This window comes from Marinomonas phycocola, assembly GCF_047525455.1.
Classification (GTDB): domain Bacteria; phylum Pseudomonadota; class Gammaproteobacteria; order Pseudomonadales; family Marinomonadaceae; genus Marinomonas.
The window spans coordinates 52,737-75,489 of the sequence record NZ_JBLIXL010000002.1 but is presented as its reverse complement, the minus strand read 5'-3'; the positions used below and the strand labels follow the sequence as shown (position 1 = coordinate 75,489).

At 39.2% G+C, this 22,753-nt stretch carries 17 protein-coding genes; 7 read left to right on the top strand and 10 right to left on the bottom strand.

Going from position 1 to position 22,753, the window contains the following annotated elements:
* Positions 1-11 precede the first annotated feature (11 nt).
* Positions 12-1,961: an alkaline phosphatase D family protein gene (locus tag ACMUMJ_RS02130; RefSeq protein WP_414677158.1), complete on the bottom strand. Its 1,950-nt coding sequence runs from the start codon at positions 1,959-1,961 to the stop codon at positions 12-14.
* Between the two features lie 3 nt (positions 1,962-1,964).
* A complete protein-coding gene (locus tag ACMUMJ_RS02125; protein ID WP_414677157.1) occupies positions 1,965-2,426 on the bottom strand; it encodes a hypothetical protein in 462 nt (153 codons plus the stop codon).
* 419 nt (positions 2,427-2,845) lie between these two features.
* On the opposite strand from ACMUMJ_RS02125, the gene ACMUMJ_RS02120 reads away from it, so the two are divergent.
* Both ACMUMJ_RS02120 and ACMUMJ_RS02115 read left to right on the top strand, forming a co-directional pair.
* Entirely contained in the window at positions 2,846-3,067 is a 222-nt protein-coding gene (locus ACMUMJ_RS02120; protein WP_414677156.1) for a hypothetical protein, read from the top strand.
* Positions 3,068-3,070: 3 nt separating this feature from the next.
* Positions 3,071-3,508 (top strand): hypothetical protein, encoded by a 438-nt coding sequence (locus ACMUMJ_RS02115; RefSeq protein WP_414677155.1) that lies wholly within the window; start codon positions 3,071-3,073, stop codon positions 3,506-3,508.
* A gap of 31 nt (positions 3,509-3,539) precedes the next feature.
* Here the strand turns inward: ACMUMJ_RS02115 and ACMUMJ_RS02110 are convergent, their stop codons facing one another.
* A complete protein-coding gene (locus tag ACMUMJ_RS02110) occupies positions 3,540-4,148 on the bottom strand; it encodes a glutathione S-transferase family protein (protein WP_414677154.1) in 609 nt (202 codons plus the stop codon).
* A 74-nt stretch (positions 4,149-4,222) separates the two neighbouring features.
* Between ACMUMJ_RS02110 and ACMUMJ_RS02105 the strand changes: the two genes are divergently transcribed.
* Together ACMUMJ_RS02105 and ACMUMJ_RS02100 are read left to right on the top strand one after the other, a co-directional pair.
* Positions 4,223-5,530: an alpha/beta hydrolase family protein gene (locus tag ACMUMJ_RS02105; RefSeq protein WP_414677153.1), complete on the top strand. Its 1,308-nt coding sequence runs from the start codon at positions 4,223-4,225 to the stop codon at positions 5,528-5,530.
* A gap of 141 nt (positions 5,531-5,671) precedes the next feature.
* Entirely contained in the window at positions 5,672-8,275 is a 2,604-nt protein-coding gene (locus ACMUMJ_RS02100) for a sensor domain-containing protein (RefSeq protein ID WP_414677152.1), read from the top strand.
* 81 nt (positions 8,276-8,356) lie between these two features.
* Here the strand turns inward: ACMUMJ_RS02100 and ACMUMJ_RS02095 are convergent, their stop codons facing one another.
* Genes ACMUMJ_RS02095 through ACMUMJ_RS02085 form a run of 3 tightly spaced genes read right to left on the bottom strand, consistent with a single transcriptional unit; the run spans position 8,357 to position 12,584 of the window.
* Positions 8,357-9,289, bottom strand: coding sequence for an exopolyphosphatase (locus ACMUMJ_RS02095; RefSeq protein ID WP_414677151.1), 933 nt, complete (start codon positions 9,287-9,289; stop codon positions 8,357-8,359).
* Between the two features lie 60 nt (positions 9,290-9,349).
* On the bottom strand, positions 9,350-11,959 hold the full coding sequence (locus tag ACMUMJ_RS02090; RefSeq protein ID WP_414677150.1) for a cyclic nucleotide-binding domain-containing protein: 2,610 nt from the start codon (positions 11,957-11,959) through the stop codon (positions 9,350-9,352).
* Between the two features lie 16 nt (positions 11,960-11,975).
* Complete coding sequence (locus ACMUMJ_RS02085) at positions 11,976-12,584, bottom strand: flavin reductase family protein (protein ID WP_414677149.1); 609 nt, start codon at positions 12,582-12,584, stop codon at positions 11,976-11,978.
* Positions 12,585-12,994: 410 nt separating this feature from the next.
* Between ACMUMJ_RS02085 and ACMUMJ_RS02080 the strand changes: the two genes are divergently transcribed.
* From ACMUMJ_RS02080 to ACMUMJ_RS02070, 3 genes are read left to right on the top strand one after another with little or no spacing between them, the layout of a single operon-like run.
* Positions 12,995-14,917: a PrkA family serine protein kinase gene (locus ACMUMJ_RS02080; RefSeq protein WP_414677148.1), complete on the top strand. Its 1,923-nt coding sequence runs from the start codon at positions 12,995-12,997 to the stop codon at positions 14,915-14,917.
* A 33-nt stretch (positions 14,918-14,950) separates the two neighbouring features.
* On the top strand, positions 14,951-16,228 hold the full coding sequence (locus ACMUMJ_RS02075) for a YeaH/YhbH family protein (protein ID WP_414677147.1): 1,278 nt from the start codon (positions 14,951-14,953) through the stop codon (positions 16,226-16,228).
* Positions 16,221-17,762, top strand: coding sequence for a SpoVR family protein (locus ACMUMJ_RS02070; RefSeq protein WP_414677146.1), 1,542 nt, complete (start codon positions 16,221-16,223; stop codon positions 17,760-17,762). The genes ACMUMJ_RS02075 and ACMUMJ_RS02070 overlap by 8 nt, the downstream gene beginning before the upstream one ends.
* A gap of 73 nt (positions 17,763-17,835) precedes the next feature.
* Here the strand turns inward: ACMUMJ_RS02070 and ACMUMJ_RS02065 are convergent, their stop codons facing one another.
* The 4 genes from ACMUMJ_RS02065 to leuS all read right to left on the bottom strand — a co-directional run bounded on the left by ACMUMJ_RS02065 (position 17,836) and on the right by leuS (position 22,749).
* Complete coding sequence (locus ACMUMJ_RS02065) at positions 17,836-18,495, bottom strand: TIGR02466 family protein (protein ID WP_414677145.1); 660 nt, start codon at positions 18,493-18,495, stop codon at positions 17,836-17,838.
* Between the two features lie 109 nt (positions 18,496-18,604).
* The gene (holA, locus tag ACMUMJ_RS02060; protein WP_414677144.1) at positions 18,605-19,636 is read right to left on the bottom strand and encodes a DNA polymerase III subunit delta; all 1,032 of its coding nucleotides are present in this window, start codon (positions 19,634-19,636) and stop codon (positions 18,605-18,607) included.
* A gap of 40 nt (positions 19,637-19,676) precedes the next feature.
* A complete protein-coding gene (locus tag ACMUMJ_RS02055) occupies positions 19,677-20,195 on the bottom strand; it encodes an LPS-assembly lipoprotein LptE (RefSeq protein WP_414677143.1) in 519 nt (172 codons plus the stop codon).
* Positions 20,196-20,298: 103 nt separating this feature from the next.
* Positions 20,299-22,749: a leucine--tRNA ligase gene (gene leuS, locus ACMUMJ_RS02050; protein ID WP_414677142.1), complete on the bottom strand. Its 2,451-nt coding sequence runs from the start codon at positions 22,747-22,749 to the stop codon at positions 20,299-20,301.
* Between the last annotated feature and the right edge of the window lie 4 nt (positions 22,750-22,753).

The window sequence follows — 22,753 nt, the reverse complement described above, 5'->3', positions numbered from 1 at the left end:
CAAGCGTGTTATTATTCAAATTGCTCATCGGTTGTATCTTTTTGAAAATGGATGGGGGTATTCATATCGCTTAATTGACTTATACTAGTAGGTTGCCCTTCCTTATTGAGTATGACCAAACCGATGCCTGAACGATTAATCAATCTCTCTCCCTTGGAAGCATTACTGGGCTTTCTAGGAGAAACCCACATACCTCGTCGCTTGGTAAACCAATTCAAAGGAGACCATGAGGTATAGAGCCAACGGTTAAGTCTATCAAACCAATTTAACAGTGTGTCAGGAAACTCGTTTCTTAGTCCACTGCTGGTGATTTGCCAAATATTAGGGCTATTCTTGCGGCCTTTTAATTTAATGTCATAAACAAATGAATAATGAACATCCCCCGATAAAATAACAAAATTATGAGGGGTTTTAGGATGACGAAATAAATTTAATAACGCATGGGCGGAGCCTGGATGTGACATCCAATTCTCGGCATCGACTATCAAAGGGAAGCCAAACCACGTAAATATGCGTTGGACCGTTTCTATGAGCTTCACCCCAAAAATCGGAGCAGGAGAAACTAAAATAACAGCGTCTTTATTGAGAAGTGTCTGCTGTAGTTCTGTGAGGGCCTCCCAGTCCATTAAGCCTGATGGATTATTTAGATTGCTTTCGGAGCGCCACCTACGTGTGCGAGTATCTAGAACAACTAACGGTGGGTTCGTCGGCCATTCATAATGCCATTGATCGAATTTCAATAGGTCATTGATAAAACGATCGGTGTTTTCGGCTTTGTTATCGATAAATAACGTTTTCAAGGAATTGATCTGTTTACTGCTAAAGTCTGCTGGGTTATTGCCCCAGCCTTGAAACATTAGGTAAGCAATAAGTGCATTACCAATAATTCGGCGAGAGAAGGGGTGTTCGTAAGCGGATTTTTCCCATGCGGCATTGAGGTTCCAATCATCTGTGACGTCATGGTCATCAAACATCATTGCCGTGGGCAAATGAGCGAGTGCTCGTTGTACCGATGGCAGATTTTGTTTGAAGTTGATAATTGCTTGTTTTTCTTCTTCGTACTTTTCCTTGTCTTTCTCTAAGGTGATTTGTTCGGAACAAGATAACTGAACGAATTGCCAACACACGGGTGACCACACAAGTAGGTACATGGCGATCATTTCACTTAACGTAATTAAATGGTTGTATGCCGTATCGGTTGTAAAAACAGGTTTTTGAACGCCTCCAAAAAACTGCTGATGTAATTTTTGAGTTTCTTTATTGCTTGGCAATAAATTATTGCGTTGATAATAATAAGCGTTGCTGGTGTGAAGGGTTTCTGAATCGTTTATTTCTGCACCTTCTAAGGTTTCATTTGGTAATCCAAGAACTCCAATAACTTGGTGTATTGCGTGTAGCATGGGCCCTGCAACATCGTCAGTATACACTTGATCACCTGAAAGTATTAACAGGGAAGGCCATTCTGAAACGGTGTGTTTAGACAGTACCTTGTCGACATTTGCAAGCCCATCTAGGTTCTGTTGCCTATTGAAATGAGGTTTTCGACAAGAGCCATGTAGAAGCGTAGTAACGCTTTTATGTAGTATAAATCCTAATGAATGATGACCTTGATAGTATAAATGGGATGCCCAGTCTGACATGTCATACGTTTTGTTTGCTTGTACATCGTTAAGCTGAAGGTGGTATTCAACCCAAACATCATAGGGGATCGGATTATCAATGGTAATGTGTATGAAATGCAAGTACAGGTATTTTCCTGCTGGAATGCATTGATGTGAAACAGCCAATGCAGAAGATTTATCTGACAAAGTTACATCGTTGTATTTCAGTGAACAGGCAATCTCAAATTTTGAACAGGTTGCCAACCATAATGTAATTTCGTTTGGGTTGGTTTTACGTAAAATCGGTCCTGCAATAACAGGAGGAAGGTCAATTACATTGTTTTTCTTTACGGCTGGCATTTGTTACTCAAGTATTATGTGGGCTAATAAGGGTTTACCCTGAATACGGGCAAACAGTTTGGGTCTCTTTGAGTTTTGAAAAAAATGGTATTGATTCCTGAATGTGCTACTTTTCCTAGATGATAATAGAAAATCGAAATACTTTTTTGTTATTTGTGTTAAAGAAAGCCTTTTACCTCGTAAAGGTGCACCCCATGTTATGGATCGCTTTAGAATGGTGTGTTTAACACTGTTTTGAAATTGTTTTTGAATATCAGATAATGCATTACTAAAGTTTTTGTAAGCTTTTTCTTTTTTCTTGGTTAGAAATGTCTTTCCTAAAGCAAGAGAGGACATAGGATGAAGAGGCGCAAGTTTGTAGGCGTCTAAAGCAATTCTGTTCGCTTTCGTGATGTTGCCTAAATCTAATAAAAAAACAGATAAGATGTTTTTGTATGTAGAGTTCTTATTGTCTAATATCATCATTGTCTTCTACTCCATAGGCGGCCAACATACTTTTAGCGTAAGCAATGTGGGCATTACTATCTAAATCTTCTCATTCTCGGAAACCGTCAGATAATTCAGACTATTTTGTATTGTGGATGAGTTGATCTATTTTTTTGATTCCATATTCTAATATTATCCAAGTTTTGTATTGTTTTAACAGATGTTGTTGTTAAATATACGGATTGAATGCTGATTTGGAAGAAGATATCCTTCGACGTTCAGCCTCATGCTCAATGAAACAGAGATAAATATTAACGATAATACAATTCTGTGAATATAATAAAAACAACCAGATCAAACTTTACTCGTTTCTTACTTTTACTGTCTAATTTTTGTTGAGTATATGTTATCTTATTCTTCATTAGGTTTAGATTATAGGATTAATTAAGAGTGGGATTATGCTTACTTCTATGACAGATAAATATCGTAAAATTTTGCGGGAAAAAGCCATATCACGAGCTAAAACTCGTATTGTTTTAGCTGGGCGTAAAGCCGAAGATATGAGCTTAGATGATCTAGAAGTTGTTGTGCAAGAAGAGGAGCAAAAAATAAAATCCGAGATAAAAGAAAAGGGGCTATTGGCTGTGCTTGCTTTATTGGGTATTAGCTTATTTGGATGATGTATGATGAATCAATTGTTTCGCTTAACTTTTGTTACTTTTATATGGAAAAAATACAAGCAGCTTATTGTTTCTATTTTGAGTCTTATTTTACTGCTATGGATAACAGAACAACTTCATCAAGACTTCATTTCCTACAGTCAGCTGAATGAAGATACAGCCTATTTGGCATTGTCGTTTATTGTAAAGTGGGTTGTTTTCATTCTGCTTTGTATCGGCTTTATTGTGATCAATGTTTCTTTTGGTAAAAAAGTCGCCATAAAAAAGCAATCCAAGTCGTTTTTTAAAGAGAATGTGGTAAAAACGAGAGAGCCGTCTTTCCATAAGAAAGGTCAAGAGAAAAAAAGTGAATCAACAAAAAAGATAATTGATCCTTTTGATGAAATTCGAAAAAAACCACATTTAAGGTCCAAAGCTAATGTGGTTTTGGATGAAGATTAATTAATCCTGTAGGCCTGTAAAATAATAATTCTCAATCAAAATTAATGGCTTTTATATACGCTTCTCGTTGTTGAACTCTTTTTAAATAAGCAGAAATATTGGGTGTGTTTTGTAAAAGTCCAATGTGTCCTGCAATTTCTAGAGAGATTGTCATCATAATGTCTGCTGCGGTGAAGCTTGCTCCCGCAAAATACTCTTGCGCTCCTAATGTGTCTTCAATATAAGCAAAATCAACAGTGATTTCTTTTTTGATATAAGCATCTAACGGTTGCTCCCCATCTCGTTGTTCCATTCCCATAAAAAGCGTACTTATTAGAGGGAGGCTTAATGACCCTTCAGCAAAATGAGACCACTCTAAATATTGATAATACTCAGGTGTGTTTTTTGCTGGTCTGAGCTTTCCCGATGGCTCCTTGTCTAAAATATATTCCATAATGGTACTGGATTCACATAAGGTAATGTCATCTTCAACGATAATAGGTGCTTTGCCTAGAGGGTGGATGTCTTTTAGGCTTTTAGGTGCTAAATTTGTTTGGCTATCCCGATCATGACGAACTAAATTGTATGACGAGCCGAGCTCTTCAAGTAGCCAAACAACTCTTTTAGAACGAGAGCGGTTTAAATGGTGTAATGTGATCATTATCAGATCCTTGTCATATTATTGGGTTATTATGATAGGACAATAATTCCATAATAGATAAAAAGGAAGTACCTATGCTATCAAAATTGAACCATATTCTAATAGGTGCAGTATTAAGTTCCGTCTCTTTTGCTAACCCTATTGATCAGATGAGACCTGATGCACCTGAGTTAGCCGCTTTCGGAACATTTCCTATTGGTGTGAGGACTCTTGAAGTGACCAATATTGATCAGTTAGATGTCTTGTCTATCGGGGAAAACATGAAAAAACCACGTTACGATCGACCGCTCACATTGGAGGTATGGTACCCAGCAGAGAGTAAATCGACAAAAAGAGGATCGTATAAAAACGTGTATTTAAGAGATGGAGTGACAAAAGTGACGTTAACAGGGAAAGCGCAACGTGATTTACCGCCCATACAAATTGGATCGTCTTTTCCTCTTATTATTTTATCTCACGGGTATCCTGGTAACCGGTATCTATTAAGTCATCTCGGGGAAAATTTAGCTTCCAAAGGCTATGTAGTGGTCTCCATTGATCATACAGAGAGTACCTATCATGATAAAGCGGCTTTTGGCAGCACTCTTGTGAATCGTCCATTGGATCAAATGTTTGTATTGAACAAAGTAGATACTCTGTCAAAAGAGCCTGGTCATTTTCTTGAGGGGTTGGTTGATGCAAGCAATACGGGGCTGATTGGGTATTCTATGGGAGGATATGGCGCGCTGATTTCTGCGGGAGCAGGCGTTACGCAAAAAAGCATAGATTATACTTGGGGCGCTGCAAATGGTGAGTTATCCATTCATAAAGCAGGAAGCGCATCTCATGATTCTTTAGTAGACCCAAGGTTAAAAGCAGTTGTGGCTTTTGCTCCATGGGGGAAAAATTACGACTTTTGGGATGAAAAAGGACTTGCAGGCATCAAAACACCTATTATGTATATCGCAGGGTCAGATGATGACGTATCAGGTTATGAAAATGGAGTGAAATCTATTTTTGACGAAAGTATCAATACCAACCGTTATTTACTCACATACCATTATGCTAATCATAATGCTGGAGCACCTATACCAGCCCCAAAAGAGTCGTGGGGATACAGTGACGCATTAGGTTTTGCTCCCTTTGAACATTATGCCGACCCAGTATGGGATTCCGTTAGAATGAATAATATTGCTCAGCACTTTACGACGGCTTTTATGGGAACGTATTTAAAACAAGATGAAGATAAAAAAGAGTACTTAAATCTAGTTCAACGTTCAGGAGAGGGGGTGTATCAGCTAGATAAAAATAAAAAACCAACCGATGAGCATACCTATTGGAAAGGTTTTTCTGATAGAAGTGCTAAGGGCCTGAGTTTTGAGTTCAAAGCAAAAACGTTTTGATTTGTACAAATTTTCTTAATGTAACCCCTTTATCATTGTTAACGCAGTGTTAAAATTCAATTTTACTCATTAAATATAGGTCGTCTTTGTAATGAATCCGATTTTACTGTTATGTTCAAAGCACTTTTGGAGGTATTACTTTTGATTAATGAAGTATTAAAACCTGTATTCGATAAATTTGCTATTGATAATGACTCAATTGAAGAAGGTTCTTTTTTAGATGAAGTTAATACAGCTGTTAATGACTTAGTACAACAAAATGGTTTTTTGCAGAACTATCTTGATCTTACCTCCGTAGAGTTGGTGCAAAGGTATGAACGATTAGAGTTAAGTAACCATTTATTTGAAGCGACTTTCAATGCCGCGCGTGATGCGATGCTAGTAACAGACAAAAACACGGACATATGCCGATTTAACGATGAGTTTATAAGAATATGGAGTATTCCTGATCATTGGGGTGGGAAAGTTGATAAATCAGAGTTAATTAAGCATTTGCTTTCTCAGGTAGTAGATAAGGAGTCTCTTTTAAAGATAACTGAAATGGATGTGATATCTGAGGAACCCAGTTCGGGGCAGGTTCATCTAAAAGATGGAAGGCTTTTTGAATTTGAAAGTCGTATGCGGTATTTTCAAGGAGAAAAAGTAGGGCGACTATACTGCATTAATGATATTACTCAGGAAGTAAGCAATCAACGTATTTTAGCTCAATCTCAGAATGACTTAATACTGGCACACAAATTGTCAAAAATGGGGTCTTGGGCGTACGAGTTGTCAACCAATACCATTATTCTCTCCGAAGGTCTTCTTGCTATCTTGGATTTGCCCAAAGAGGATACTCGCTGGAGAATTTCCCGTTATTTAGAATGCATTCCTGAATATGAAAGAGACAAGGTTAACAAGGCTATTTCTAAATCACTTTTATCTAAAGGTGTGTTTCAAGTTGAACACAAGCTGATTACACCAAAAGGAAAGGAATATTATCTGAGTAATCAGGGGGGGTATGAAAAAGGGCAGCAAAGTACATCACCTCGCTTACTTGGCTTAGTAAAAGATGTAACGAAGGATAAGGATTCTATCGATAGGATCAAGTTATCTTCTCAATTTTTCCATTCATCATTACAGGGCAATATTCTAATGGATCGAGAGCGTAACATTCTCGATTTCAATGAGGTTGCAGTTCAAATCTTTAGCCTTGAAATGAAAGACTTCAAAGAAAGTATTAGCAGTCGTCTATCCTCTGCATTTTCAGAAGAGCTCAGCATAAAAAATATTTGGATGAAAGTGTATGCTGAACATAAATGGGCGGGAGAAGTTAATTTTAGTGACGATGTATTAAAAGACAAAACATTATGGTTATCACTAGAAGCGTATTTTGATGACGATGGTGTACTAACTCATTACCTTGCCATATTCAATGACATTTCTGAATCGAAAAAAGTACAAGAGCAATTGACATTGCTCGCGTATTTCGATGCCCAAACCATGTTACCTAACCGAGCGAAATTTGAACAGTATCTATTAGAAGCGATAGCTAATACCAAGAAAAACGCCTCTTCTATAACACTCATATATCTTGATCTTGATCGATTTAAGTATGTGAATGATTCTCTAGGTCACCATGTTGGTGACGAACTATTGATTGAGGTTGCAGAGCGTTTGCAAAAAAATGTACCAGGTAAGCGAATGATCGCTCGCCAAGGTGGGGATGAATTTGTTGTTGTTCTGGAAGATGCAAAGCCTTTATATGAAATTGAAAGCATTGCGCAAGGTATTATTGATTCTTTATCTCAGCCGTTTGAATTACAAGGCCACAAGGTATTTGTTGGGGCGAGTATGGGAGTGGTTAATTTACCTCAACAAGCAAGTGATCTGGTGACCGCAATGCAGTATGCTGACATTGCTTTATATAAGGCAAAGAATGCAGGCAAAGGCTGTTATCGCTTTTGGGATGATGCATTCTTAAAAGACGCAACATCAGATCGAATGACGATTGAGTCATCCTTGCGAGAAGGTATACGCAACAATGAACTGGTGTTGTATTACCAACCTATAGTGGATGCCAGTACTGGAAAAATTCGGAGCCTTGAAGCGCTTGTTCGTTGGAACCATCCTGAAAAAGGAATGATCCCTCCAGATGATTTTATTCCTATTGCGGAAGAAACGAATTTAATATTGCATCTTGATGAATGGGTTATTCATGAAGTGGTTAGGCAACAGAATGAGTGGAAAGCACTGGGGCTTACTCTTTGTCCCATTTCTATTAATATTTCAGCGCCTCATATTAGTCGTCCGAGCTTATTAGATACGTTCGAGCACTTGATTAAAGAAAGTCCTTTTTTGGTTAACTTACTGCAAATTGAAGTGACTGAAACCGCCATGATGATTGACCCTGATAAAGCCACTCTAGCATTGAATAAATTATTTAAAATAGGAGTGTCTTCTTCAATTGATGATTTTGGATCTGGCTACACCTCCTTAGGTTATCTGAAAAAACTGAATGCCGATGTATTAAAAATCGACCGTTCTTTTATTGATGGTATTACAACAGACAATTTTGATCATGATGTAGCGAAAGCCATTATTGCATTAGCAGCTAGTATGTCTATGAAAGTAGTAGCCGAAGGTGTAGAGACAAAAGAACAGTGGGCAATGTTGAAGCAATTCGGTTGTGATTACTTACAAGGGTATTATTTTTATAGACCAATGATGTGTGATCAGGTTTATGAATTATTGCAAAGTAGATAATTGATGCATACTAAAGCACTATTTAAAGAGAGATAAGCTAAAAGCAAACTCAATTACGAATTCGCTTTTAGCTTTCATAGATTACCCGTCAGCGTTAATTTTGCTGATTAACGCATCTAGTACCGAATCTGCCTGATCCTTTTCGACCTGACAAGTACCAGCATTTAAATGCCCACCTCCGCCATATTCCAAGCACAACTCGCCAACATTTGTATTGGAAGAGCGGTTTAAAATAGACTTACCAATAGCAAATACTGTGTTTTGTTGTTTTAGTCCCCACATTTTATGAATGGATATATTGCATTCAGAAAACATAGCGTAAATCACAAAACGGTTTGTTGCATAAATAGTTTCTTCATTGGTTAAATCTAATACAACAAGATTCTTATAGCGGGTCGCACAACGTCTAATTTGTTCTTTAGCAAGAGCATTATGCTGATGATAAAGGTCGACGCGTTCAACAACATCTTCTAATTCTAAAATTTCTTTTATCGTCATGTCTTTACAGCAATCAATTAATTGCATCATTAATTGATAGTTTGAAATTCTGAATTCTCTGAAACGGCCTAAGCCCGTTCTGGCATCCATGATGAAATTCATTAACACCCAATCAGTCGGGTTGAGAACTTCATCCTCAGAAAACTGAGCGGAATCACTTTTATCTACCGCATCCATTATATCGACAGATATGTTCGGGAATTTTTCTAACCCCCCATAATAATCATAAACAACACGAGCTGCTGAAGGTGCATCTGGATCAATCACATGATTAGATATGTTTTTATCGTTACGAACGGTTTCACTTAAATGGTGGTCAAATGCAATATGGCAGCCTTCAACATAAGGTAAATTGGTCGTAATATCATTCTCTGTGATTTCTATTTTTCCATCTTGCATATCTTTTGGATGCACAAATAAAATATCATCGATTAGATCAAGATCTTTTAATAAGACAGCACAAACAAGGCCATCAAAGTCGCTTCGTGTTACAAGTCGAAATTTAGCATCAGTCATAGAGTTTCCAATATCCAATTATTTTTTAAAGTTTATCAGTATTTATTCGTTTTATCGGTATCAAAAAATAAATTTTTGTAACGACTTAAGATGTTTAGACCAAAGTTTGTAACCACGTGAGTTAAGATGTAATAGGTTATCTTCGAATAGATCCATTTTAATCTCTTCTGACTCATTTAATAAAGGTGAAAACAGGTCAATATAGTGTGTATTTGGTCGTGTTATCGCCAATCGCTTTAAGCTCTCATTGGTTTTCACAATCGTATCAAACTGCTTCACCCTAGAGGGGCTGGGTTTGATGCTAATGATTGTGACAGGAATGCCTGCTAAATGAGAGTCAATTTTTTGTAATAACTCAATATACAACTCTATAACATGGTTGCTATTATGCAAGTTTCCTATGTCATTATCTCCAACATACAAAACAAGTGAGCGTGGTTTTTGGGGCACAACAACACGTTCAAAGTAGTATACGCAAGCTTCTAGCGTAGCCGCTGAAAAACCTAGGTTAATAATATCATTGTGACCCAGCTGTCCCGTTAAATCAGGCCAATTACGAATCGTGGTCGAACCATAAAAAGCAACGGGATTCGTATCTGAAGGCTTCTGGGTTAATTGAAATTCAAGCTCACGAATGTCTGATTCAAACTCCACTTCTTGTTGATTGAGTTTACGGACATTCGAACGATAGCCTTCCTGTGCACTTAACTCAGGCGTAATGCTGATGTCTTTAGCTAATTGAATGGCTTCTTCGACATAACCTCTAAAGGTTACTTGATACTCTTGAACAAATTGTTCAACTTTCTCTGGATCATTGATATTTACTTTACTAGAGAGTTTAAAGGCGGGCTTCACAACAACGGAATAAATCGTATGATCGACTCGTTTATCAAAGTTGGCGACTGCAATCGGAACGATCCATGGTTCTTCAGATCCCATTGATGCTGCGAGGTTGAAAGTAGGCGTCCGCATTAGGCCTGGAGACTCATCTGTACTGAAGCACGCGCCTTCTGGAGCAATCAATAATGGCGTATCTGATTTTAGAACAGCTTGCCCAGCTTGGAGAAATAATTGGTTCAGTTCTTCGTCGGATGTCAGAGATTTCCATGAGTTGACAAAGAAGTTACCAAATCGTTTGTAATACTCATCTCTCCAATATTCATCTTTTTTACTGCGCTCTACTACTCTGACACCCGCTACACCATATTGCTTATCAAGAATCATACTGCTAATAAACTGAGCATCAAGCGGGAAATGGAAACCATTTGGTAATGTAATGCTTTGAGAGTAGTTTAGGTGATTATAAATGAACAAGCTGCCAGGTTTTTTAGGTAAATTTTCCAATCCTTTGATTACATAGGGAACCTGTTGAAAGGCTTGATCAAATAAAAATACGCCTTTTCTGCGAACATCGGTTGCGGGTGTGTCACTGGGCAATTGGGTAATGTCATCGTAAATTCGTTGAAGGTGTCGATAGAACCCATTTTCCCTCTGGACGTCTCTTAAGATGTCTAAACACATGCCTGAGATGGTTTTTTCTAACGTATTTCCAAAATGAAGGCTTTTATAAAGTAATCCAAACGCTTCATCTGTTGTGACTGGGCTTTTTAATAGATCACCAATTTTATAAAGAGGTGATTTAACAGGCAATAGCGCGGCGTTTTGCTCAACGACATTGGTAACGGCAAAGACTTCATTGTTTGACGTTTGTGATAAGTAACGCATACGCGCAGCGAGTAAATGCGTGCCGACCAACCAAATTAAACGATACCAATACTTTAAATTTAACGCTGGGTTTGCTTCTAATATTTCTCGAATGTGGTCTCTAGATATGAATAAAACCGTGCTGTCTCTTGAGGCTATCATAGACGTTCTGTTTAAAATATTTTCATCCGTGGTACACCAACTTAATAGCGCACTCTTGCGAGAAATGGTTCGGGTTGTGATGATGTCGCCTGTTTCTGTTTGATACCTAACGATGACTTTACCGTTTAATAACAGATAAAGACCATCTGCATTCTGGTTTTGTTGGCTGACAATGTCACCTTGGTGTACCAGAAGCTGTTTCGCTACTTTAGCAAATAAGGTATTTTCATCCTCTGTAAAGCCTTCAAAAAACTGTGCTTTGGCTATGACGGTTCGCGCTTTCGATAGGTTATAACGAGGCAACCTTTTTTTACTCAAAGGTCGAGTTTCTTCAAATGCCAATGTTTCGTTAGAGAAGAATGGTTTTGTCTTATTTTGAATATTGGCTAATACTGTCAGACTGTTTTGGTACACAAAATGCAAAAAGTTGTTCCCGAACTCAAGCTCTTCTTTTAACAGTGTTTTTAACTCAACAATGGGTAATGAAATAAGAGTTGTGTCTTCAATGGTGGTAAACGTAGTGGCGTATCGAGATGGGTGACGCAATGCGGACCACCCGATGGGAGTGTAGGGGGTGCTAATAGTGCCAACGTCGTATTCATCGTTTGTATTTTTAGATGGGATGGATATGGAGAGTTTACCTTCAATCAAAAAGTACAAAGTGTTTCCAACATCAAAATGTTTAACTAGAACGTTATTTTTATTGAGAGTGACCAGCCTCGCCATCGACGTCATATTTTCAATAATTGATTCTGAGGCGTTTGCTAAAAATGGCAGTTGTCTGACAATACTTGCAACATCCATAGTGGTTCCTTAATCGTTAAGAGGGTCGTTTAATTGTAAGTTTGCCACCAAAGGCTGCAAAATCGTTGCCACCCAGTCTACCTAGCGGTTTTAAAATATCGCTGTCTATAAAAGTGTGCTTACCTTCTTGAGTGATCATGTCATCATCCGCATAAAGGCTGAGAACTTCTAAGTAAAATGCTTCAAATGAAGATTCGCCTAAAGAGTGAACATCATATAAACGACAGTGTAATGCTACTTTGGCGTCTTTTACACGGGGCAATGACTCAGTAAAATCAATCAACTCTAATGAGTGCTGAGCTAATTCAGACTCTCCATAGGGCAATGTCGCCGCACTGCTGTTTACTGCTTCGGCAAGTGTTTCTGAGGGAATGTGCAAAATGCATTCCTTTTCTCTAAGAAGATTTACTTTAGTATCTTTGCCAACCGTTTCAGATTTATTACCAATTGATACAACCAATAAGGCAGGGTCTGATCCAAGAGCATTAAAATAAGAAAAAGGCGCAAGGTTGGTATTGCCCGATGCATTTTTTGTCAAAATCCATGCAATTGGTCGAGGTGTGATGGTTTGAGTAATTAGGTGGTATTTCTGATGAGCCGATAAATTATTAAAATTAAAAAGCATGTCTTTACTCCGAATAAATCGTACTAGATTGCCATTAGAGATCTTCGAATAAGATCAATAGCTTAAGTTTGTTCATTTATATTATGTGAAAAACGTAAATAAATGTGAATTTTTTACCGTTTATGCCATACCACATAAAATTAATTAATCATTTTAGGACAATTACTTAAGGGATAATTGAGAGTAACAGAAGCGCTCATCCCGAAAAATATCTCTCTTTGAGTAAACCTGTTTGTGTGCTAAACCTATAAAGTAACAATTACAAAAGAATAATCTATAGTAAAACAGAATGTTAAGGCGTCAAGACTCTTTTACTTACTATTTTATTCTTAAAGATTTTTTAGGAATGTTTGATTTTAATATTGCCATGGCTTTGTTCGTTATTCGTTGTGGCTTGGGGGAGCGCGATCATGAGTATATTTGACCATATCCAATCTCGTTATGATGCTCAGCAAGAGGAGGAGATTTCTCTTGATGATTATTTAACACTTTGTAAATCTGACCCAGATGCCTATGCTTCTGCTGCTGAGCGATTACTTAAAGCAATAGGAGAACCAAAGCTAATAGACACGTCAAAAGAGTCACGGATGAGTCGAATTTTTTCTAATAAAGTCATTAAGCAATACCCAGCATTTAAGCATTTTTATGGAATGGAAGAGTGCATTGAGCGAATTGTGGCTTTTTTAACGCATGCCTCTCAAGGTCTAGAAGAGTCGAAACAAGTGCTTTACTTGCTGGGCCCCGTTGGTGGGGGGAAGTCTTCTTTAGCGGAAAAGCTGAAAGAGCTCATGCAGGCGCAACCTTTTTATGCGATTAAAGATTCGCCTGTTTTTGAATCGCCTTTGTCTCTTTTTGATGCACAAGAAGATGGGGGGATTCTAGAAGAAGAATACGGTATCTCGAAGCGTTACCTTAAAAACAGCATGTCGCCGTGGGCGGCAAAAAGGTTAATTGAATTCAACGGAGACATCAGACAGTTTCGCGTGGTGAAAATATACCCTTCTGCGATTAAGCAAATTGCCATTTCGAAAACCGAACCAGGTGATGAGAATAATCAGGATATTTCTGCGCTCGTCGGAAAAGTTGATATTCGAAAACTGGAGTTTTTTGAGCAAAACGACACGGATGCTTACAGCTATTCTGGTGGGCTATGCCGAGGTAATAGGGGATTAATGGAATTCGTTGAAATGTTTAAAGCGCCAATTAAAGTGTTGCATCCGCTTTTAACGGCAACGCAAGAAGGTAACTATAATGGCACAGAAGGTGTCGGAGGCATCCCTTTTGACGGTATTATTTTAGCCCACTCCAATGAATCGGAGTGGCAAACCTTTAAGAATAACAAAACCAACGAAGCCTTTATTGATCGGGTGTATACCGTCAAAGTCCCTTATTGTTCTCGTGTATCAGAAGAAATGTCGATTTATAAAAAACTGATTGAACACAGTTCTTTATTAAACGCACCTTGCGCGCCTGATACATTAAAAATGCTCGCACAATTCACAGTACTGTCCCGTTTGAAAGAGCCTGAAAATGCCAGTATTTATTCAAAAATGCGCATTTATGATGGAGAGTCGTTAAAAGATGTAGACCCCAAAGCGAAATCTTTACAAGAGTACAAAGACGCAGCGGGAGTTAACGAAGGCATGGATGGGCTGTCTACTCGATTTGCGTTTAAAATACTCTCTAAGGTGTTTAACTTTGACCCAACGGAAGTGGCTGCCAACCCAGTGCATTTAATGTATGTGCTTGAACAGCAAATAGAACAAGAGCAATTTTCTCAGGAGCTACATGACCGTTACTTACGCAGTTTGAAAGAGTATATTGCGCCGCGTTATGTGGAGTTCATAGGCAAAGAAATTCAGACGGCTTATTTAGAGTCTTATTCAGAATATGGTCAAAATATTTTTGATAGATATGTTATCTACGCTGATTTTTGGATTCAAGATCAAGAATATAGAGATCCAGAAACCGGTGATATCTTAGACAGAGCCTCTATTAACAGTGAGTTAGAAAAAATCGAAAAACCTGCGGGCATTAGTAATCCAAAAGATTTCCGTAATGAAGTTGTGAATTTTGTATTGAGAGCACGTGCTAATAATAATGGCATGAACCCCAGTTGGCTTAGCTATGAAAAATTACGTGCAGTTATTGAACGTAAAATGTTTTCGAATACAGAAGATTTACTGCCTGTTATTTCTTTTAGTGCAAAATCGTCGAAGGAAGAGCAGAAAAAACACAACGATTTTGTCAATAGGATGATTGAGCGCGGTTATACGGAAAAACAAGTGCGCTTATTATCTGAATGGTATTTAAGAGTTCGTAAATCTCAATAGGGAAGGTTCCATCACCTAAAAGGAGGTGCGCTTATGTCGTATATTATTGACCGCCGCCTAAATGGAAAGCACAAGAGCAGTGTTAATCGACAACGTTTTTTAGGTCGTTATAAAGATCACATAAAGAAAGCCGTAGAAGAAGCCGTAAACTCTCGCAGTATACAAGATCTTGACCGTGGCGAGAGCATTACCATCCCTAAACGTGACATCCATGAGCCTGTTTTTGGGCACGGTCAGGGAGGGCGAGATTCAGCGGTTCACCCTGGTAATAAAGAGTTTGAATCTGGGGATCGTATTCCAAAGCCTCAAGGAGGTGCGGGTCAAGGAGGGGGAGGTAACGCCAGCGATTCTGGCGAGGGCGATGATGATTTTGTTTTTCAAATATCACAAGAGGAGTTCTTGGATTTTGTATTTGAAGATTTAGAATTACCAAACTTGCTCGCAAAAGAATTGAAAGAAGTGACCGAATTTGAAACAAAGCGAGCGGGCATTGTTGCTGATGGAACACCGTCAAAACTTAATATCATTCGATCAATGAGAAACGCGCAAGCTAGACGCATGGTAATGAGTTCAAGTTCGCGTAAACAGCTGCATGAAGTGGAAAAAGAGCTGGCGCAACTAGAGGAGCAAGATGCAGTCTTAAGAGACCTTCAAAAAGTGTCTCAATTGCAGCAATTGGCTGAACAACTGAAACAAAAAATAGCACGTACCCCTTTTTTAGACACATATGATTTACGCTATAACCATCATATAAGAGAGCCGAAACCCAGTACTCAAGCAGTGATGTTTTGTGTGATGGACGTTTCAGGCTCTATGACGCAAGAAACGAAGAATATTGCTAAACGTTTCTATATCTTACTTTATCTGTTTTTAAGTAGAAGTTATGAAAAAATTGATTTGGTGTTTATTCGTCATCATACCAGTGCTAAGGAAGTAACCGAAGAAGAGTTTTTTTACTCCAGAGAAACGGGCGGTACGATTGTCTCCAGTGCATTAAAGCTAATGGAAAGCATCATAAAAGAACGGTATCCAGCCAATGCTTGGAACATTTATGGCGCCCAAGCATCCGATGGAGACAATTGGGATGATGATTCAAGTACTTGCATGGCTCTCATGGAAGAGAAGTTAATTCAACACATGCAGTATTATACTTACATTGAAATTACTCCTAGAGATCATCAGAGTTTATGGTATGCCTTTGAACAAGTAGAGGCTAAACATGCAAATTCTTTTGCGATGCGACATATAACGGAACTCGCTGATATTTATCCTGTTTTTCGTGATTTATTTCACAGGAGGCAGCATGGGTGATTCATTAAAAGAGAACGCTTCAAAGAAGGCAACATTTCTTTCAGAAGGGGCCGATTGGACATTTGAGAAAATTCAAATATACGATGACGCTATTGGAAAACTGGCGGCTGAATATGGGTTAGACACGTATCCAAATCAAATTGAAATCATCAGTTCTGAACAAATGATGGATGCTTATGCATCGGTTGGGATGCCGCTTGGTTATCATCATTGGTCTTATGGGAAGCAGTTCCTAAATGTAGAGCAAAATTACAAACGTGGCCGTATGGGGTTAGCGTATGAAATTGTAATTAACTCTTCCCCCTGTATTGCTTACCTCATGGAAGAAAATAACATGATGATGCAGGCTCTGGTTATTGCACATGCTTGCTATGGTCATAACTCTTTCTTCAAAGGCAATTATCTTTTTAAAACCTGGACCGATGCGTCAGCGATTATTGATTATTTGGTTTTCGCTAAGAAATATGTACAAGACTGCGAGGAAAAATATGGTATTGAAGCAGTCGAATTAACGCTAGATTCGTGTCATGCCTTGATGAATTTTGGCGTAGACAGATACAAGCGCCCGTTGCCCTTATCGGCGGAAGAGGAACGTACTAGGGTCAATGAAAGAGAGCAAATATTACAACAACAAGTAAACGACCTATGGCGAACTATTCCAGCGGCGTTTAAGTCCGAATCGAATATAGAAAAGGCTGTACAGTTTCCTTCTGAGCCGCAAGAAAATTTGCTGTATTTTCTCGAAAAGCATGCGCCATTGCTTAAACCTTGGCAAAGAGAATTGATTCGTATTGTTCGTAAAATGGCGCAATACTTTTACCCACAAAGACAAACTCAAGTTATGAATGAGGGGTGGGCAACATTTTGGCACTACACTTTAATGAATGGTTTGTATGACAAGGGCTTGGTGACGGATGGGTTTATTCTGGAATTTCTACAATCTCATACGAATGTGGTGGCTCAACCGGATTTTGATTCACCTTACTATTCAGGAATTAATCCTTATGCGCTAGGGTTTGCCATGTATACAGACATTAAAAGAATATGTGAAAACCCAACTGAAGAAGATCGAAGGTGGTTTCCTGATATTGTTGATCGTCCTTGGTTGGAAATATTAAACTTCGCGATGAGAAACTTTAAAGATGAAAGTTTTATTCTTCAATTTCTGTCGCCTAAATTAATGAGAGATTTTCGTTTCTTTGGCTTGGAAAATAATGAGTCGGATTCTTATGTTGAGGTAAAAGAAATTCATAATGATACGGGTTATAGGAAACTAAGGGAACGTTTGGCCCAACAGTATAATCTCAGCCATAGGGAGCCGAATATTCAAGTTCAAACAGTCAATTTGTACGGAGACCGGAGTTTGATATTGCACCATATAATGGATTCTGATCGCCCTTTAAATAGCGATACGAAAGAGGTGTTGAAACATTTCCATCGACTGTGGGGGTTTGACGTGACTCTAGAGTCGTGGAGCAATGACGAATTAGCTGCGGTATACCACAGTGAAGGTGATGACACACCTGAGTTGTAATCGCTGTCTTTATGAAAAACGACATAAGTCATTCTCTTGTTTATGTCGTTTTATGCCTGCTTGAATTTGAGGTCTAAAAGATATCGACTACACAATTGAAAGCAATAACGATTCTGTCTTGATCACCAAAATAAGGTAGAGCAGAGTGTTTCAAATAAGAAGGGAAAATGATCATTTGTCCTTCTATCGGAGCAAAATCCCAATATCCCTGATTGCCTAAATAGGCGGTTCCTGCATCGGTAAAATGAGCGGCATTGACTCTAGGATCATAAAAGCGATTGATGCCATTTTTTCCATCGAGAGAGGCATTTCCCGGTTCGAGATAATAAATACCACACCAAGAACAATTCGGATGAGAGTGAACATCATGATAACCGCCACTTTGGGTAATGTGATACCAAGATTCGGTGACATTGGCTTCGACTTCTACATCTTGTGGCCATGCATCACGATTTACATCGTAAGCCACTTCTGCGACCAGTTCTTCAAATATTCTTCTTAGCTCCATGACTTCTGGGTGGGCGTGTTCTAAAAAAGTAAGTTCGCTCTCGAATAAGCGGTGTTTGGCATCAACGGCAATTTGACTGTCAATGGTAGATTGTTGTTGTTTTTGCGCCTGACTGATGAAATTCAAAAGTTCGTTTTTTAGGAATTCATGATCAGGGTTGTTCGCCACAAAAATAGGGGTTGTCCAAGTACTGATGTTTTCGATAGTTGGGATAGCAGTTTGCATTGGGTAATTCGTTTCCTAATAAGTAAGTCAATTAGCATCGTATGTAACAGAGAAAACGACGCTAAAGAAAGTCACTAAAAAAGTTATATGACGTGAATAAATGGCTGCCTTAAGCAATATCTAATTCAGTTGGAGTGGGTTTGATACCACACAGCATGAGCACAAGGTTACGAAACCCCGTTGTCGTATCTGGGCCATCCAAGCCTTTGATTTTTTGGTCCATAAGTGCCAAATAGCTTTGCATGTATTGTATTGTGATTGGACTATGTCGGCTGCAGGCTGATTCATAAAAAGGAATGCGTTTATCCCAAATTTTTTGAGCTTGGCATGCTTGGCGAATGCCCATATTTTTGGCGTCATTAACGAGTTGTTCTAAGGTGTTTACTTCTCGATTGATCATCCAAAGGACAATGTTTTCCTCAATGCCTTCGGCAAATAAGTTATCTAAGCAATGCAACGCTTCCTTCACTTTACCTAGCAGTAATCGATCGCTCAAATCATACACTGAGTAACGGCTGCTATCTGACACAGAGTCCACTACCATATCTAATGATAAGGTGCTTTGAGGGCCATAAATTAAGAGCAATTTTTCTAGCTCTTGAGATAGGGCTAATAAATTACCTTCACCTCGTTCACACAAGACGATGGCCGCGTCTTTAGACAGGTTTAAATTTAGAGTGGTGGCTCGTTTTTGCGCCCATTGAGCCAATCTATTTGCATCAATAGGCCAAATTTGCACAAAGACACCCTGTTTTTCCAGAGCGGTGAACCATTTACTCTTTTGAGCTCGCATATCCAATTTTGGTAATGTGAGCAGGATGATGTTGTCGTTGGAGAGTTCAGAGGCAATTTGCGTTAATGCTTTTGTGTGTTTCTCGCCAAGTTTGTCTATTTGAATATCAAATAATCGACAGGATGAAAACAAAGACAAGCTTTGTGTTTCTTGAATGACATCTTGCCAGTCAAACTGATTATCAGCAATAAACCTGAGTCTTTCCTCTATCTCTCCTGATTGCATTAAGTGGTGCCTGATTGTATCGGCGGCTTCTTGACTTAATAGTATTTCGTCACCAGCAATAATGTAAATTGGGTAACGTTGTTTAGACAGTGTGTTGCTAAGTTGATCAGGGCGAACCTTCATATCAATCGAGAGCTCTTAGTGTAAATGATGAAGCTGGAAACTAAAGTGGGGCATAAGATAAATCGACGAGCAGTTTTTCGGCCAAAGCTTCAGCCATTTCACTCAGCGCCACTTCGTTAAATGCTTCTTTAGTATTGACGCTGGCATCTTGCTCTGTAAACAGTTTGTTTGTGGAAATGCGTCGAGGCCCATAAACGGATTTGCCATCCGTTTGACGGATAAAATAATGCGTTGTTAGTTGGCGCTCTAATTGCAGAATGTCATTGTTGCTGGCTGTCCCTAATATGATTTCTTGAGACTCAATTGGATTTACCGTTAGCTCTAAAATGTCGTCGCTCAAGAGGGTACCTCTTTTTACAATGGTAATGCCCGATCGTTGTAAGGCGCTGTTTAATGCTTGATCAAAAGAGATAAAGCCACTTTGAGAGTTGAGAACAATGCGCTGTAACGAAGGTGGCAGTGGATTTGGCCCTCTTAAGTGGAAGCCACATGCGGAAATAATCAATGCTAAAGCAAGTAGAACAGGCAAGCGAATAAACTGTGCTTTTGTCGTCATCATGGCCTTACTCCTATATCTATAATGGGTGTCATAAAACACTAAGCCATAAAGAGATCAATTCTCTTTATGGCTTAGTGCGCGTCATTAACGTTGACGTACTGTATTAGTTAGCAACAATATTAACTAATCGACCTGGTACAACAACGACTTTTCGAACAGTTTTACCTTCGATGAACTTAGCAACGTTAGGGTGGGCCAATGCAGTGGCTTCCATTTCTTTGTTATCTGCATTAATTGACACGGTTATTTCTGCACGTTTTTTGCCTAGGACTTGCACTACGATAGTGAGCTCGTCTTTTACTAATGCGGCTTCATCCAGTGTTGGCCAGCTTACATTAACAACGTTATCACCATGGCCTAATTCGCTCCATAGCTGATGAGAAATGTGCGGCACAATAGGAGACAATAATAGAACAGTAGACTCAAGCGCTTCTTGTTCGACAGCAAGGCCTAATTTAGATGTGTCTTCAAACTTACTGATCTCATTACACAGTTCCATGACGGCTGAAATTGCCGTATTGAATGTTTGGCGACGTTCAATATCATCTGATACTTTGGCAATGGTCTCATGTGTTTTACGACGTAGCGCTTTTTGTTCGCTGGTTAGTGAAGACACATCTAATTTACCCACTGTGCCAGCATTGGTATGGCGATAACACAATGCCCATAAGCGACGTAGGAAGCGAGAAGCACCGTCCACACCTGCATCATTCCATTCGAGTGATTGTTCTGGTGGTGCGGTAAACATAATAAACAAACGAACCGTATCCGCACCATAACGTTCGATCATTTCTTGTGGATCAACCGTGTTGCCTTTGGATTTAGACATTTTTGTACCGTCTTTATTGACCATACCTTGGGTCAATAGACGTTTGAACGGCTCATCTGAATCCACTAATCCTGCGTCTCTTAACAGTTTATGGAAAAAGCGAGAGTACAATAAATGCAAGATGGCATGTTCAACACCACCAACATACTGGTCAACAGGAAGCCAGTAGTTTGCCTCTGGTGTTAGAATCGCATCAGTGCTTTCTGGGGAGCAGTAACGTGCGTAATACCAAGATGATTCCATAAAGGTATCAAAGGTATCTGTTTCACGTTCAGCGGGTTCACCTTCAAAGATAATAGAAGAGAAATCAGGGTTGTTTTTGATTGGAGAATTAACTCCATCCATCACAACATCCGTAGGGAGCATAACAGGCAACTGATCGGCTGGTACAGGAACCGCCGTGCCATCGGCTTTGTTAATCGTTGGAATGGGTGTTCCCCAATAGCGCTGGCGGCTTACACCCCAATCGCGTAGACGGTAATTGACTTTAATTTCGCCTAAGCCTTTTTCTGACATCCAATTTGCAATGGCGTCAAACGCAGCATCGAAATCCATGTCATTAAATTCACCAGAATTACAAAGAATGCCTTTGCCTGTGAAGGCTTCTTTTGACAAATCAATGTTGGTATTGTCATCTGTTGATTTGATAACTTGTTTTATGTTCAAGCCATATTTATTCGCAAACTCAAAATCGCGTTGATCATGCGCTGGAACAGACATGACAGCGCCTGAGCCGTAGTCCATTAATACAAAGTTAGCAGCGTAAACCGGGACAGATTCACCTGTGACTGGGTGTATTGCTTTAAAGCCAGTATCGACACCTTTCTTCTCAACAGTTGCCATATCCGCTTCTGTTGTAGACATAAGCTTACTTTCAGCAATAAATTCCGCCAATTCAGGATTGGCTTGTGCCGCTTCAATAGAAAGTGGATGCTGTGTTGCAACGGCAATGTAAGTTACACCCATGATAGTATCTGGGCGAGTGGTGTAAACGAAGACGCGCTCGTTACGTCCTTCGATACCAAAGCTGAATTCTAGGCCTTGAGAACGCCCAATCCAGTTACGTTGCATGGCTTTTACTTTTTCAGGCCATTCGTCTAGTTGATCCAAATCGTTTAACAATTCTTCAGCGTAATCTGTGATACGGATAAACCACTGAGAAATTTCTTTTTTCTCAACGGTTGTGCCACAACGCCAGCAGCCGCCATCTTCTACTTGCTCATTTGCTAAGACCGTTTGATCATTTGGGCACCAGTTTACGGCCGCGACTTTTTTATATGCCAAGCCTTTTTCAATTAACTGAGTGAAAAACCACTGCTCCCAACGATAGTATTCTGGCGTACATGTGGCAATTTCACGATCCCAGTCATAGCCAAAACCAAGCAGTTTTAATTGACCTTTCATATAGTCAATGTTTTCAGTCGTCCACTTCGCTGGTGCTGTGTTGTGTTTTATGGCTGCGTTTTCAGCAGGTAGACCAAATGCATCCCAACCCATTGGCTGCATGACATTTTTGCCTTGCATACGCTGATAACGTGAGATCACATCGCCAATGGTGTAATTACGAACATGACCCATGTGCAAACGTCCACTTGGGTATGGGAACATAGAAAGGCAATAAAACTTTTCTTTATTCACATCAGCAACGGCTTTAAATACTTTGTTCTCATCCCAAAAGGATTGAGCCGCTTCTTCTATTTGCTTTGGACTATACTGTTCTTGCATGATC

Excerpts from the sequence above, each read along its gene's own strand:
- ACMUMJ_RS02130 (WP_414677158.1), bottom strand. The coding sequence starts at position 1,961 with ATGCCAGCCGTAAAGAAAAACAATGTAATTGACCTTCCTCCTGTTATT.
- ACMUMJ_RS02125 (WP_414677157.1), bottom strand. The coding sequence starts at position 2,426 with ATGATGATATTAGACAATAAGAACTCTACATACAAAAACATCTTATCT.
- ACMUMJ_RS02120 (WP_414677156.1), top strand. The coding sequence starts at position 2,846 with ATGCTTACTTCTATGACAGATAAATATCGTAAAATTTTGCGGGAAAAA.
- ACMUMJ_RS02115 (WP_414677155.1), top strand. The coding sequence starts at position 3,071 with ATGATGAATCAATTGTTTCGCTTAACTTTTGTTACTTTTATATGGAAA.
- ACMUMJ_RS02110 (WP_414677154.1), bottom strand. The coding sequence starts at position 4,148 with ATGATCACATTACACCATTTAAACCGCTCTCGTTCTAAAAGAGTTGTT.
- ACMUMJ_RS02105 (WP_414677153.1), top strand. The coding sequence starts at position 4,223 with ATGCTATCAAAATTGAACCATATTCTAATAGGTGCAGTATTAAGTTCC.
- ACMUMJ_RS02095 (WP_414677151.1), bottom strand. The coding sequence starts at position 9,289 with ATGACTGATGCTAAATTTCGACTTGTAACACGAAGCGACTTTGATGGC.
- ACMUMJ_RS02090 (WP_414677150.1), bottom strand. The coding sequence starts at position 11,959 with ATGGATGTTGCAAGTATTGTCAGACAACTGCCATTTTTAGCAAACGCC.
- ACMUMJ_RS02085 (WP_414677149.1), bottom strand. The coding sequence starts at position 12,584 with ATGCTTTTTAATTTTAATAATTTATCGGCTCATCAGAAATACCACCTA.
- ACMUMJ_RS02080 (WP_414677148.1), top strand. The coding sequence starts at position 12,995 with ATGAGTATATTTGACCATATCCAATCTCGTTATGATGCTCAGCAAGAG.
- ACMUMJ_RS02075 (WP_414677147.1), top strand. The coding sequence starts at position 14,951 with ATGTCGTATATTATTGACCGCCGCCTAAATGGAAAGCACAAGAGCAGT.
- ACMUMJ_RS02070 (WP_414677146.1), top strand. The coding sequence starts at position 16,221 with ATGGGTGATTCATTAAAAGAGAACGCTTCAAAGAAGGCAACATTTCTT.
- ACMUMJ_RS02065 (WP_414677145.1), bottom strand. The coding sequence starts at position 18,495 with ATGCAAACTGCTATCCCAACTATCGAAAACATCAGTACTTGGACAACC.
- holA (WP_414677144.1), bottom strand. The coding sequence starts at position 19,636 with ATGAAGGTTCGCCCTGATCAACTTAGCAACACACTGTCTAAACAACGT.
- ACMUMJ_RS02055 (WP_414677143.1), bottom strand. The coding sequence starts at position 20,195 with ATGATGACGACAAAAGCACAGTTTATTCGCTTGCCTGTTCTACTTGCT.
- leuS (WP_414677142.1), bottom strand. The coding sequence starts at position 22,749 with ATGCAAGAACAGTATAGTCCAAAGCAAATAGAAGAAGCGGCTCAATCC.